General features: G+C 62.7%; 12 protein-coding genes. 5 read left to right on the forward strand and 7 right to left on the reverse strand.

The window, feature by feature from the left end; all coding sequences use genetic code 11:
* Positions 1 to 640 precede the first annotated feature (640 nt).
* From DXT77_RS22410 to DXT77_RS22420, 3 genes are all read left to right on the forward strand, one after another.
* Positions 641 to 1066 carry a hypothetical protein gene (locus DXT77_RS22410; RefSeq protein WP_119429217.1) on the forward strand — a complete coding sequence of 142 codons (426 nt, stop codon included), beginning with the start codon at positions 641 to 643 and terminating at the stop codon, positions 1064 to 1066.
* Between the two features lie 22 nt (positions 1067 to 1088).
* The gene (locus DXT77_RS22415) at positions 1089 to 1505 is read left to right on the forward strand and encodes an organic hydroperoxide resistance protein (protein WP_119429218.1); all 417 of its coding nucleotides are present in this window, start codon (positions 1089 to 1091) and stop codon (positions 1503 to 1505) included.
* Between the two features lie 147 nt (positions 1506 to 1652).
* Positions 1653 to 3086: a catalase gene (locus tag DXT77_RS22420; protein WP_119429219.1), complete on the forward strand. Its 1434-nt coding sequence runs from the start codon at positions 1653 to 1655 to the stop codon at positions 3084 to 3086.
* 70 nt (positions 3087 to 3156) lie between these two features.
* Here DXT77_RS22420 and DXT77_RS22425 read toward each other — a convergent pair whose 3' ends face one another.
* Positions 3157 to 3906, reverse strand: a complete 750-nt coding sequence (locus DXT77_RS22425) for a creatininase family protein (protein ID WP_119429220.1) — start codon at positions 3904 to 3906, stop codon at positions 3157 to 3159.
* A 134-nt stretch (positions 3907 to 4040) separates the two neighbouring features.
* On the reverse strand, positions 4041 to 4856 hold the full coding sequence (locus DXT77_RS22430) for a helix-turn-helix transcriptional regulator (protein ID WP_119429221.1): 816 nt from the start codon (positions 4854 to 4856) through the stop codon (positions 4041 to 4043).
* A gap of 134 nt (positions 4857 to 4990) precedes the next feature.
* Between DXT77_RS22430 and DXT77_RS22435 the strand changes: the two genes are divergently transcribed.
* Complete coding sequence (locus DXT77_RS22435; RefSeq protein ID WP_119429222.1) at positions 4991 to 6202, forward strand: CynX/NimT family MFS transporter; 1212 nt, start codon at positions 4991 to 4993, stop codon at positions 6200 to 6202.
* Positions 6203 to 6248: 46 nt separating this feature from the next.
* On the opposite strand, the gene DXT77_RS22440 is transcribed toward DXT77_RS22435, so the two are convergent.
* The 4 genes from DXT77_RS22440 to DXT77_RS22455 form a co-directional block, all read right to left on the reverse strand.
* Positions 6249 to 7025 (reverse strand): alpha/beta fold hydrolase, encoded by a 777-nt coding sequence (locus DXT77_RS22440; protein ID WP_119429223.1) that lies wholly within the window; start codon positions 7023 to 7025, stop codon positions 6249 to 6251.
* A gap of 24 nt (positions 7026 to 7049) precedes the next feature.
* Positions 7050 to 7559 (reverse strand): cytochrome P460 family protein, encoded by a 510-nt coding sequence (locus tag DXT77_RS22445; protein WP_119429224.1) that lies wholly within the window; start codon positions 7557 to 7559, stop codon positions 7050 to 7052.
* A gap of 24 nt (positions 7560 to 7583) precedes the next feature.
* Entirely contained in the window at positions 7584 to 8627 is a 1044-nt protein-coding gene (locus DXT77_RS22450) for an alpha/beta fold hydrolase (RefSeq protein WP_119429225.1), read from the reverse strand.
* 114 nt (positions 8628 to 8741) lie between these two features.
* Entirely contained in the window at positions 8742 to 10088 is a 1347-nt protein-coding gene (locus DXT77_RS22455; protein ID WP_119429226.1) for an epoxide hydrolase family protein, read from the reverse strand.
* A 216-nt stretch (positions 10089 to 10304) separates the two neighbouring features.
* Between DXT77_RS22455 and DXT77_RS22460 the strand changes: the two genes are divergently transcribed.
* Positions 10305 to 11534, forward strand: a complete 1230-nt coding sequence (locus DXT77_RS22460) for an MFS transporter (protein ID WP_119429227.1) — start codon at positions 10305 to 10307, stop codon at positions 11532 to 11534.
* Here DXT77_RS22460 and DXT77_RS22465 read toward each other — a convergent pair.
* The gene (locus DXT77_RS22465; RefSeq protein WP_119429228.1) at positions 11521 to 12486 is read right to left on the reverse strand and encodes a quinone oxidoreductase; all 966 of its coding nucleotides are present in this window, start codon (positions 12484 to 12486) and stop codon (positions 11521 to 11523) included. The two genes, DXT77_RS22460 and DXT77_RS22465, sit on opposite strands and share 14 nt — an antisense overlap.
* Between the last annotated feature and the right edge of the window lie 180 nt (positions 12487 to 12666).

A 12666-nucleotide genomic window follows, 5' to 3' on the forward strand; every position in this document is an offset into this window, starting at 1 on the left:
AAAGGCTGGCGAAGAACACCGTGGCGCGGTCCGCGCAGGCAGCTGGGGAGATGACAGAATCGTTGACGACGTCCGTCGCCCTGCTCATTGCATCGTCGATTGCAAACCGCGTGATCAATTGAAACCTCGACTTCCATTTGAGGGTCAACGACGAGGAACAACCTGCGCGGTGGGTGACAGCGCCAGGGTGGTCCCGATCGGCTGCGACTGCCGGGTCTGTAGACACACGGCAATCTTCTGGCGCCGGGTTTGTGACCCGTAGCGCCGGCGGATAATAACCACGTTTTTTGCTGGAGAGGCAAACAAAATGTAGGAAAAGTGCGAAATAAATATCGGGGGTTTCCTACGCCATCGGAATGATGGCCAAGCGACCGGGTTGTCATAAATGCGCCAGCGCAAACCTGCGTGTCCTTCAGGCATCCGCCGCCTTAAAACCACGCAAAGACCCCGGCCTGACAGCCAGGCAGTCGTCACTTCAATCACATCATTCACGCATCGCTAACAAGCGCTAACAACGCATAACTGGCAGTCGATCAGGTCCTGGGGGCAGGATTGACGCTCACCGCTGAACGTCAGGCAACCTGCAGACATCATGGGTTGTCGCGGTCGGTCGAACGATGGTTTTGCGAGGGATCCGATCATGGCTGAAGGTTATCGCCAACATTGCCTGTGCGAGGCTGACCGACTCGGCAACGACGAACTGTATGCCTTGGTCACGGGCGCCGTCAGGCATGACAGGGCTGAATCCCAGCAACTGTTCGCGACGGTGACACCGTTGCTCATCGCCTATTTCGAAGGCCAGGTGCAGGCCGGAAGGATCAGTCGCGAGGACACCGGCCGCCTCGTCCAGCAAGCCTTCAAGACCCTTTATCTCGAGCAGGCCCGGCATGATCCCGGCTTTCCGTTTCGGGCCTGGCTCATCGAGATTGCACGATCCACGTTGCTCGACAACCTGGGCCATCGGGGCATCACAGCGCCGGACCACCCCGGGCCGCTAGCGGGTGCGTCTGCCGCGGAACGTCACGACACCCCACGCTCAGCCTGCATCGATCTTTCGACGCAGTGAAAATCTTCACCAGAGAATGCCCATGATCAACATCGAAAAAACGCTCTACACCGCACAGACCTGCACCACAGGAGGCCGTGAGGGGACCGCACGCAGTCACGATGGTCGACTTGATCTCAGGCTCTCTCCTCCCGGCGCACCGGGGACGGGAACCAATCCCGAGCAGTTGTTCGCGGTGTGCTGGTCGGCTTGTTTTCTCGGTTCCCTGCGCCACGCCTGCAACGCGCGCAGGATCGGCTTCCCGGCAAACGCCGGGGTGGAGGCTCAAGTCGATCTCGTACACGCAGAACACGGGTTCTTCCTGCAGGCCCGCCTGGCCGTGTCGCTGCCGGAAATCGAGCCGGAAGTGGCACACCAGTTGATCGAAGCGGCGCACCAGAATTGCCCCTACTCCAAAGCCACGCGCAGCAACATCAACGTCAGCATCACCCTCGCCTGATCCCCCATCTGCCGCTCCCGAACGGTCAAACGTCGACACGCAAAACACGCCTGCCCTGCCCGCCATGCAGCGACACCATGGTGCAATAGAGGGCTCCCAAGGCTTTTGATGTGATGGCGGCAAACCGACAAAAGCCAGGAGTAGCGCATGAAAAAGCTGACGACCGCCGCCGGCGCACCAGTGGTGGACAACAACAACTCGCAGACCGCCGGCCCGCGAGGCCCGGTGCTGTTGCAAGACGTATGGCTGCTGGAAAAGCTGGCGCATTTCGATCGTGAGGTCATTCCCGAACGACGCATGCACGCCAAGGGTTCGGGGGCGTTCGGCACCTTCACCGTCACCCGTGACATCAGCCGCTATACCAAGGCCAGACTGTTTTCGAGCGTGGGCAAGACCACCGATATCTTCGTCCGCTTTTCCACCGTGGCCGGCGAGCGTGGTGCCGCCGATGCCGAACGTGACATTCGCGGGTTTGCGATCAAGTTCTATACCGAGCAAGGCAACTGGGATCTGGTGGGCAACAATACGCCAGTGTTCTTTCTGCGCGATCCGCTGAAATTCCCCGACCTCAACCATGCGGTCAAACGCGACCCGCGCACCAACCTGCGCAGCGCCCGCAACAACTGGGACTTCTGGTCACTGCTGCCCGAGGCACTGCATCAGGTCACGATCGTCATGAGTGATCGCGGGTTGCCGCGCACCTACCGCCACATGCATGGCTTCGGCAGCCATACGTTCAGTTTCATCAGCCCGGCGAACGAGCGATTCTGGGTGAAATTCACCTGGAAGACCGAGCAAGGCATCGAGAACCTGACCGATCAGCAAGCCGCGACCCTGATCGGCGATGATCGCGAAAGTGCCCAGCGTGACCTGTACACCAGCATCGAGGAAGGCCGCTTCCCGCAATGGAAGCTCTACGTGCAAGTGATGCCGGAGCTGGATGCCGAGACGTACCCGATCAACCCCTTCGACCTGACCAAGGTCTGGCCCCACAAGGATTACCCGTTGATCGAAGTCGGTGTGCTCGAACTCAACCGCAACCCCGACAACTACTTCGCCGACGTCGAGCAGGCAGCCTTCAACCCGGCCAACGTCGTGCCCGGCATCAGTTTCTCACCGGACAAGATGCTCCAGGCCCGCCTGTTCTCCTACGGCGATGCACAGCGCTATCGCGTGGGTGTCAATCATCATCAGATCCCGGTGAATGCTCCCCGTTGCCCGGTCAACAGCTATCACCGGGACGGCCAGATGCGCACCGATTCCAACGCAGGCAGCACCCCCGGCTACGAACCCAACAGCCATGGTCAATGGGCCGAACAACCGGATTTCAGCGAGCCACCGCTGGCCCTCAAAGACAGCGCGGGGCACTGGGATCACCGGGAGGACGGCGACTGTTTTTCGCAACCCGGTGCGCTGTTCCGGGCCATGACCATGGCCCAGAAACAGGCCCTGTTCGATAACACCGCGCGCTCGATTCATGGCGCCAGCGCAGCGTCGAAACAACGACACATCGACCATTGCACCCGGGCAGATCCGGCGTATGGCGCAGGGGTTGCGCACGCCATTGAGGCGCTGGGCTGATCTGCAAAGACGCTGGCAGGGAGCCGAAACAACAACGCCCGGATGATCCGGGCGTTGTTGTTTGTACGGGTCAGTCAGGCAACGATTCGCGGCTGAAGGCCTGCACCTCCTGCACCAGACCGCGAGCCGCCATTTCCACCAGTTGCCGGCCCTTTTCCGGCGAAGCCTGGGCCGGGTCCGAGCCCATGCGGCCATCGGGGTGACGGGCACGGAAGTCCGCGGCTTCGCGGATCGGGCCCCAGTTGGCGATCTGCGGCGAGTAGTCGGCCGACTTGATGGAATCGGGATAGGCCCACTGGGTCACGGCGATTTCCGAAGGTGTCGCATGAATGCCGTGGCCGGTCGGGAACTGGTCACGGGCCAGCTCATTCACGCCTTCCAGATCCCACCAGTTGCAGAGTTTCAGGGCGAACCCGGCCTTGCGCCGGGCAAAACTCGCCTCGGCGTACAGCTCCGAAAACGCCGCTTCGATCGAGGCGATGTTGCCGCCGTGGCCATTGAGGAAAAAGATCTTTTCAAAGCCATGGGCGGCCAGTGAACGGGTCCAGTCCGAGATAGCGGCGATGAAGGTCGAAGGTCTGAGCGAGATGGTGCCGGGGAAACCGAGGTGATGTTGCGCCATGCCGATATTGAAAGTCGGGGCGATCAGGATGTCTGCACTTTTCTGCGCTTCATGGGCGATGATCTCTGGGCACATCCAGTCGGTGCCCAGCAGGCCGGTCGGCCCGTGCTGCTCGTTGGAGCCGATCGGGATGACGATGGTGCGGCTGCGTTCGAGGAATTGGGCGATTTCGGACCAGGTCGATAGGTATAAAAGCATCAGGATTCTCACTCTTCGAAGGTTCCTCGCGGAACGAGGGTTGGCGTTCAATGCACCTGCAACAACAGCGTCATTGATAACACCCGCCTCCCTTCGACGACAGAATACGAAGGTATCGGAATCGGCAGAACGCCCTAATCGCGAACGAGAAACTCACGGGGCGATTCGCCCATCACCCGTCTGAACATTGCGCTGAAGGCGCTTTGGCTGGCATAGCCCAGGTCCCGGGCAATAACGCCGACGGACTGCCCTTTGTCGAGCCGGTCGATGGCGGTCGCCAGCCGCACCTGTTGCAGCCAGTGCCGGAAATTCAGGCCGGTTTCATTGACGAACAGGCGAATCAGCGTGCGCGAACTGGCGCCGACCCGGTCTGCCCAATAGCCGATCGAATGGTCTTGTCCGGGGTCCTGCAGAATCGCCTCGCACACCGTGACCAGTCGCCTGTCGACCGGCCACGGCACTTCGATCGGCAACGTCCGCGCCGCCTGCAGTTCACTGAGTATCAACGCCACAATGTGCGCGTTGCGCCCTTCCTGCGGGTATTCGATCGGCTGGTCGGCAAGGGCCAGAATCAACTCGCGCAACAGCCCGGGGATCTCCAGCACTTTGCAGTGATCGCCCAGCCCGGCACAGACCTGCGGCTCGATGTAGATCGAGCGCATCCTGACCGCGCTCAGCATCAACTGATCATGGGTCACCCCGGACGGAATCCATAACGCCCGCTTCGGCGGCAGGATCCACAATCCGCGTTCGGTGGCCACCCGCATCACGCCGTTCGAGGCATACAGCAACTGCCCGTGCCGATGCACGTGCGGCTCGTTGTATTCGCCGGTGGCCTGATCGCGCACCAGCACGGTCATCACCCGCGGCACATCCTGATAGTCGGGATAACGTTCGCTGCGCGGCGCGGGCTCACGCCTGGCGACGACCCTGCGCACCTGTTGTTTCATCTCGTGGAGTCTCCTGAAATCAGCCCTTGATCGTCGTAAGGCCAGGATTGTCACTTTGACGACAAAACCTGGCATTTGCCATGGCCGGCCCATTGTTAGCCTTGCGCTCATTGTTCATCAATGAGGCTTTTCCCATGGCAATCACCCGCAATCTCTCCAGCAGCCAGCAGGGCATCACGGCGGTGATCGGCCTGCTGATCCTGTCCATCGCCCTGCGGCCGCCGATCATTTCGGTGGGGCCGATTCTGCTGTTGATTCAGCAGCACTTCCAGTTGAGCTACACCCAGGCCGCGCTGCTGACCTCGATCCCCGACATCTGCATGGGCGTGTTCGCGCTGGTGGTTCCGAGCCTGGCCAGACGCTTCGGGATCGACCGCAGTGTGGTTGTCGCACTGACGTTGTTGGGTGCCTCGACCTTGCTGCGGGCGATCTCGCCGAATGCGTTTTTCCTGCTCGGCAGTACGTTCTTCGCCAGCGTCGGCATTGCGGTTGCCGGTGCAATGACCGGCGCGTGGATCAAGACTCACTTTGCGCAACGACCGGCACTGTTCATGGGCATCTATGCCGGCGGACTGAGCCTGGGCGCGACCCTCGCGGCAGTGTTCAGCGCGCCGATTGCCGAGCTGGCGCAGGACTGGCGGATCAGCGCCGGGTTCTGGAGCGTACTGTGCCTCACTGCCATCGCCAGTTGGGTGTGGATGGCGCGGCGTTTTGCGACATCGGCGCCAGTGGTGAAGTCGTCGCACCAGCGCAAGCGCCTGCCGTGGGGCAACCCGCAGGCGTGGTTGATCGCGTTGAATTTCGGTGCAGGTCAGTTTGTGGTTTACGCCCTCTTTGCCTGGATGGCGCCTGCGTCGGTGGAAGCGGCCACGTCGAGTGTGTCTCCGGGCATCCTGCTGGGGATTTTTACGGCGGTGTTCGCCGTTGCCAGCGTGGGTGCGGGGCTGATTCCGGGCAAGGCCCACGACCGGCGCGGCCTGCTCGGGTTGTCGGCGTTGCTGGCCCTGCTGGGGCTGGGCGGCATGGCGTTCCTGCCGGCGTACTGGCCGATGCTTTATGTGGTGCTCGCAGCCATCGGGCTGGGCATGGGTTTCACCGTGGCCATGACCTTGCCGCTGGATCACGCCAGCACCAGCGAGCAGGCCGGATTGTGGACGGTGTTCATGCTGTTCATCGGTTACCTGATCGCCGCGCTCGGGCCGTTGCTGTTCGGTGCTTTGCGCGAATACGCCGGACACTATGGCCCGGCGTACACCTTGCTGTTCGCGGTCCTGCTGTTGATGCTCGGTATCACCCCGCTGCTCAGAGTGGCACCGGCAGCATCGCCACAGGTGTCCGCTGCCTGAGCGGGAGGTGACAGACCTGCGACGCGCCTCGGCACGTCGCAGGGTTTCAGTTGGCCGCAGCGGCTTTCTCAATCAATCGGGCCACCGGTGCCGGGTTCGACACCATCACCACGTGAGAGCCGCCCTTCACCACCTCCACTGCCTTGGCATCCGCACGTTTGGCCATGAACGCCATCGCCTGGGGCGGGATGTTCTTGTCCTTGTCGCCGTAGATGTACCACGACGGAATGTGCTTCCAGGCAGGCGTGCCGGCCTGTTCGTTCAGCGCTGCTTCGGTGACCGGGCGTTGGGTCGCGGCCATCAGGGCCGCTTGTGCAGCCGGGACATCGGCGGCGAACTGATCGTGGAACTTGCTCTGCTGGATGTACAAGTCCTTGCCACCATCGGCCAGAGCGACGGGCGCCGCCAGTGTCGGGCCGAGGGTACTGCCGGGAAACTTGCCGGCGAGTCCGGCAACGGTTTCGCCGGCCTCGGGCGCAAAGGCGCTGACATACACCAGCGCTTTGACATTGGCATGATCGTTGGCCGCCTCACTGATGACGTTGCCGCCATAGGAGTGACCGACCAGCACCACCGGCGCCTGGATGCTGCCGAGCAAGGCCGAAACCGCCGCGCCATCGCTCTTGACGCCGCGCAGCGGATTGGCGGCGGCGACCACCGTGTAGCCATCCTTCTCGAGAATTTTCGCCACGCCGTTCCAGCTCGACGCGTCGGCAAACGCGCCGTGCACGAGTACCACGGTCGGTTTGGTGGATTGGGCGAAGGCACTCACGCCCAGGCACAGGCCGGCAGCGAGGGTCAATGCAGTCAATGTTCTTTTCATGTGACAACTCCTTGTGTGACGGGATCAGGGGGCGTATCGGGTGAAGACAAAATCGTGGTTCTGCACCCGCGCCTGATGGCAGGCGAAACAGGGCTGGTGCTGGGCTTCATCGGCAGGTTTGCCGTTGATGAAGCGGCCGAATCCCCAGCCGCCGGTCGAGGCGTATTTGCGCGAGTCCTTGACCATCACCTGAACGGTGGTGGCCGCCCCCGGAATCGAGGCGGGCTCGAACTCCGGGGACTGCACGTGTTTCCACGCCAGCTTGACCAGCACCGTGCCGTCGGGAAACGGCAGCGTCTTACTCTGGTAAGCCTTGATCGCCCGGTCATTGCCCAGCACCGCCCGCAGTTCATCCAGCGGCGCGGCTTCCTGGGCCGGGGCAATCAGCGCCCACTGGCGGTAGTTTTTCGGCAGTTTCACGCCGTAGATCGGCGAGGCGTCGCCGTCATCGGCCTCGCCCAACGCGACACCGGTGGCGGCCAGCGCGGCAAGTGCAATGGCCGCCGGCAACACGGCCCAATGGTTGAGTTTCATCGTCGGATCCCCTCAGGCCGGCAATCAGAGATGATCGGCATCGATCACCGCCTGAGCGAACGCCTGCGGCGCTTCCTGCGGCAGGTTGTGGCCGATGCCACCGCTGATCAGCCGATATTCGTACTTGCCGGTAAAGCGCTTGGCGTAAGCCTCGGCCGGTGGATGCGGCGCGCCATTGGCGTCGCCTTCCAGGGTGATGCTCGGCACGCTGATGGACGGGAACGCCGCCAGTTTTTTCTCCAGCGGATCGTATTGCGCCTCCCCTTTGATCAACCCCAGACGCCAGCGGTAGTTGAAGATCGACACGGCGACGTGATCCGGGTTCTGCAACGCGGCGGCGCTGCGGTCGTAGGTCGCATCGTCGAAGTTCCATTTCGGCGACGCCAATTGCCAGATCAGTTTCGCGAAGTCATGGGTGTTTTTCTCGTAACCCAGACGACCGCGCTCGGTCGCAAAGTAGAACTGATACCACCACTGCAACTCCGCAGCCGGCGGCAACGGCGTCTTGCCGGCGTCCTGGCTGCCGATCAGGTAACCGCTCACCGCCACCAGCGCTTTCACCCGTTCCGGCCAGAGCGCGGCGACGATATCGGCGGTGCGTGCACCCCAGTCATACCCGCCGAGCACCGCTTGCTTGATGTTCAAGGCGTCCATGAAGTCGATCAGGTCTTTCGCCAGCGCCGCCGGCTGGCCGTTGCGCACGGTTTTCGCCGACAGAAAGCGCGTATCGCCATAACCGCGCGCATAGGGAATCAGTACCCGATAGCCTTTCTGCGCCAGTGCCGGGGCCACGTCGGTGTAGCTGTGAATGTCGTAGGGCCAGCCGTGCAGCAGGATCACCACCGGCCCGTCGGCGGGGCCGGTTTCCGCGTACGACACGTCCAGCAGTCCGGCCTTGACGTGTTTCAGCGCGCCGAAAGAAACGTTGCTGCCGGCGGTGATCACGTCGATCTTGCCGGCGGGTACTTCGGCGGCGCTGGCGTATGCCGAGGCGATGCCCAGCGCAATCGCCAGCATCGAAACGGCGAGCGCGCGTCGGGATTGAGTTACAGCGTTATGGTCAGTCATACCGAGTCTCCCTCGTGAACCGCCGGGCGGCGGTTCCGGGCTTTGGTTGATGGGCTTGCGTTGAAGGGCTTGGCGTTGAAGGGCTTGGCGTTGAAGAAATTGCCGCTTGAAGGGCTAGCGCGCTGCCTGAGCCGCGGTTTTCTGCGCAGCCGCGCGCAGTGGCCGGAAGGCTTCGCGCAGTTCTTCGCTGAACAATTGCGGTTGCTCCCATGCCGCGAAGTGCCCGCCCTTGCTGACTTCGCTGAAGTAGGCCAGCGACGGATAGGCACGTTGCGACCAGACTTTCGGCGCACGGTAGATTTCGTGGGGGAACACGGTGATCGCCACCGGCACCTTGATGTCCGCAGTCTTTTGCGCGGCGGCACTGAAGTTATTGTTGTTGTTCTCCCAGTAGAAACGGGAGGACGAGGCGCCGCTGTCGGTCAGCCAGTACAGGCTGATGTCATCGAGCATTTCATCGCGGCTCAGCACCTTCTCGGGCTGACCGTCGCTGTCGGTCCAGGCGGCGAACTTTTCATACATCCACGCCGCCGTGCCGGCAGGCGAATCCGCCAGCAGATAACCGATGGTCTGTGGCCGGGTCACCATCATTGCGCCATAGGCCGCGTTGCGCCCGAAGAACTTGCTGAGCGAGTTGAACGCCGTCAGTTCCGGGCCGCTCAGCCCTGCCGGGGCCGGGTCTCCGCCATTGATCGGCTTGACCAGTTCCGGTGGCACCGTGGCGGGCATGTTCAAGTGAATGCCCAGCAAACCGGGCGGTGCCAGACGGCCCAGTGCATCAGAGATCACCGAACCGTGGTCGCCCCCCTGAGACACATAGTGGGTGTAACCCAGGCGTTTCATCAGCACATCCCAGGCCTTCGCCACCCGGTCCGGCCCCCAGCCGAGTTCGGTCGGCTTGCCGGAAAAGCCGTGACCGGGAATCGACGGAATCACCACGTCGAACGAGTCCTCTACTTTGCCGCCATAGGCCACGGGATCGGTCAGCGGGCCGATGGTCTTGAGGAACTCGAATTGCGAACCCGGCCAGCCATGGGTGAGGATCAGCGGCATCGCGTTGGGGTTGCGGGAGCGCACGTGGATGAACTGAATGTCGACGCCATCGATCGTGGTCACGAATTCCGGCAAGGCGTTGAGTTTCGCCTCTGCCTTGCGCCAGTCATAACCGCTGCCCCAGTACTTCACCAGGGCCTCGACCTGCGCCAGTTGCACGCCCTGGGACACGTCGTTGACCGTTTCCTTGTCGGGCCAACGGGTGTCGGCGATGCGTTTGCGCAGATCAGTCAATTTCGCCTCATCCACATGAACGTGGTACGGGCGAATGGCTTGCGACTGATCGGTTGTCGGGCTGGTGGCCCAGGCGCCGCTGCTGCCTGCCAGCACGGCAAGGCCCAGGGCCCCTCTTCTGATGGCTGACGCCAGGCAATGGCGCCATGTGGAACCGCACGTAACCGCAACCATGTTGGATCTCCTTGTAGTCATTATTCGAAAGGCATCGCCAATCGGATCAGACCACCCCGCCACCCTCGCAGCGATTACACGATGGTGTCGGTCGATACCTTGGTATGACGCGCAAAATCGCGCTCGAATTCAGCAGCGGTTAACGGGCAAAATGCGGCGGGGATACGGCTCGGCGAGCCGGCCCATTCGAATGACCTGGCAGAACAAGGATTGCGGATGCGTGGGGAAACAGCGCTTGAGCGCCCGTGCGGCACGGCATCGACCACTTCGCAGTGGTGGGTGATCGGGCTGTGCATGCTGTTCAACGTGATCGACGGGCTGGACGTGATGGCCATGGCCTTCACCGCCAGCCGGGTTTCAGCGGAGTGGACGTTGAACGGCGCGCAAACGGGCCTGTTGTTGAGCGCCAGCCTGGTCGGGATGGCGCTCGGTTCGCTGTTGGCCGCGCCGAGGGCCGACCGCTTCGGGCGCAGGCCGTTATTGCTCGCCGGCCTGCTGCTCGGCGGACTGAGCATGTTGCTGTCGTTCTGGAGCCAGGATCATCACGTATTGATGCTTTTGCGATTGCTGACCGGCATCGGCACGGGGGCGGTGCTGGTGGGGGCGAACGTGCTGACGTTCGAGCACGCCAGCGCGCAGCGGCGCAACCTGGCCATCGCGTTGCAATCCCTCGCCTTCGCCATGGGCGCCAGCCTGGGCGGGGTGCTGGCTCACGTATTGAATGATTTCATGGGCTGGCGGTATGTCTTTCTCGCAGGTGGCTGTATCACGCTGGCGGCGGCGTTGGCGGGCGTCTTCTGGTTGCGAGAGTCGCCGTCATTTCTGGCACTTGAACGCCGTGGGCCTGCCACGACAGCGTCGCCAGACAATGCCGGCCGACCGTTTTCGCCGGGTCAGTGGCAACAGACCATGTCGCTGGCGCTGGCACTCTTTCTGTTGATGTTCTGCTTTTACTTCGTGATGAGCTGGACCCCGAGTCTTCTGGTCCTTAACGGTTTTACCGATCGGCAAGGCGCCCGGATCGGCGTTCTGTTGTCGTCGGGGGGCATGCTCGGCGCCCTGTTGCTGGGACTGGCGGCCAATCGGTATGGCTGCCGGCGATTGTCGTCGGGTTTCCTGCTGCTCAACGCCACCCTGTTGCCACTGATGGTGCCGGCCTCGCACGTGCCCGGTCTGGCCGCGCTCGTGGCCGTCACGCTTGGCCTGATGCTCAACGGTGCGGTCGCCGCCCTGTATGTCCTGGCCCCTCAGGCGTTCTGCACGTCAGTCCGTACGACCGGCGTCGGCGTGGTGCTGGCGACGGGGCGTCTGGGGGCGATCATTTCGCCGATAGTCGCCGGTTTTCTGCTGGATGCCCGATGGACCGCGCAAGAGCTGTTCACGTTCTTCGCCGGCAGCCAGCTGTTGGCAGCGCTGCTGATCTGGCGTGGCACTAAGGAACAATGATCAGCTTGCCCGTCGTATTGCGCGACTCGATATCGCGATGGGCCTGCTGCGCGCCGTCCAGTGAATAACGCTGGCCGATGAAGGTTTTCAGTTTGCCGGTGCTGACCCACGCGAACAGTTGCCGGGACTTTTCCAGCAGGAGCTCGCGGTTGCGCACGTAGTGCATGACCGAGGGATACGTCAGCTTGATGCTGCGCGGCACGCTGAAGATATCGATCGGCGGGATCGGGTCCATGAACGGCCCGTACAAGGCCAGAGTGCCGAAATGGTCCAGCAGGCTCAACGATTCGGCGAAACCCTCCGCACCGGTGCCGTCGTACACCACATTCACCCGCTGCCCCTCCGTCAGGCGCATGACCTGGCCGGCAATGTTGTGCGCGCGCCCGATCACTACGTAGTCAGCCCCGGCCGCGAGCACCGCCTCCACCTTGTCGGCGTGAGACACCCGGCCAATGACCTTGCCGCCCCGCAGCTTGATCAACTGAGCCAGCATCAGCCCCACGCCCCCCGCCGCCGCGTGCACGAATGCCACATCGCCCGGCTGAATCGCATGCACCTTGTCCACCAGATTGCTGGCGGTCAGGCCCTGCATCATCAGGCTGGCGGCGGTGCTGAAGTCGATCTCGTCCGGCAACGGCACCAACTGACTGACCCGGGCGATCACCTGTTCGGCGTAGCTGCCCGGCACGTAATGCCAGGCCACGCGGTCACCGACAGCGAATTCCGTCACCTGCGGACCGGTGGCCAGAACGACACCGGCGCCTTCCGCACCCGGTGTCAGCGGCAGCTCCCAGGCAGCGCCGAGGCCGCGACGGACACCGGTGTCCATGAAATTGACGCCCGCCGCCATGACCTTGACCAGGACTTGTCCGGGTCCCGGTTCAGCCAGTTGAATGTCTTGCACCGTCAAGACTTCGGGCCCGCCAAAGGCCTGGATCACGACTGCTTTCATTTGTGTTCTGCCCTGCCACAGGGACGACCTGTCCTGCTGCCGAGCGGGTGGCAGGAACGCGGGCGTCACGTTGTCTTCATTCAATCGCCGGAGGACGTTGAAACCAGCGCCAAGGGTGGCCGGGCGGTGTATCCGCGCAGTTTCGCGAACAGGCTCATTTGCATGCTTGTGTGGCTTGAG

Origin of the sequence: Pseudomonas sp. 91RF, from assembly GCF_003576265.1 — a bacterium.
Taxonomy (GTDB): Bacteria; Pseudomonadota; Gammaproteobacteria; order Pseudomonadales; family Pseudomonadaceae; genus Aquipseudomonas; species Aquipseudomonas kribbensis.

Coding starts and splice junctions, on each gene's coding strand:
- DXT77_RS22445 (WP_119429224.1), bottom strand. CDS start 7,559: ATGAAACTCAACCATTGGGCCGTGTTGCCGGCGGCCATTGCACTTGCC.
- DXT77_RS22455 (WP_119429226.1), bottom strand. CDS start 10,088: ATGGTTGCGGTTACGTGCGGTTCCACATGGCGCCATTGCCTGGCGTCA.
- DXT77_RS22420 (WP_119429219.1), top strand. CDS start 1,653: ATGAAAAAGCTGACGACCGCCGCCGGCGCACCAGTGGTGGACAACAAC.
- DXT77_RS22465 (WP_119429228.1), bottom strand. CDS start 12,486: ATGAAAGCAGTCGTGATCCAGGCCTTTGGCGGGCCCGAAGTCTTGACG.
- DXT77_RS22430 (WP_119429221.1), bottom strand. CDS start 4,856: ATGAAACAACAGGTGCGCAGGGTCGTCGCCAGGCGTGAGCCCGCGCCG.
- DXT77_RS22410 (WP_119429217.1), top strand. CDS start 641: ATGGCTGAAGGTTATCGCCAACATTGCCTGTGCGAGGCTGACCGACTC.
- DXT77_RS22425 (WP_119429220.1), bottom strand. CDS start 3,906: ATGCTTTTATACCTATCGACCTGGTCCGAAATCGCCCAATTCCTCGAA.
- DXT77_RS22440 (WP_119429223.1), bottom strand. CDS start 7,025: ATGAAAAGAACATTGACTGCATTGACCCTCGCTGCCGGCCTGTGCCTG.
- DXT77_RS22450 (WP_119429225.1), bottom strand. CDS start 8,627: ATGACTGACCATAACGCTGTAACTCAATCCCGACGCGCGCTCGCCGTT.
- DXT77_RS22435 (WP_119429222.1), top strand. CDS start 4,991: ATGGCAATCACCCGCAATCTCTCCAGCAGCCAGCAGGGCATCACGGCG.
- DXT77_RS22460 (WP_119429227.1), top strand. CDS start 10,305: ATGCGTGGGGAAACAGCGCTTGAGCGCCCGTGCGGCACGGCATCGACC.
- DXT77_RS22415 (WP_119429218.1), top strand. CDS start 1,089: ATGATCAACATCGAAAAAACGCTCTACACCGCACAGACCTGCACCACA.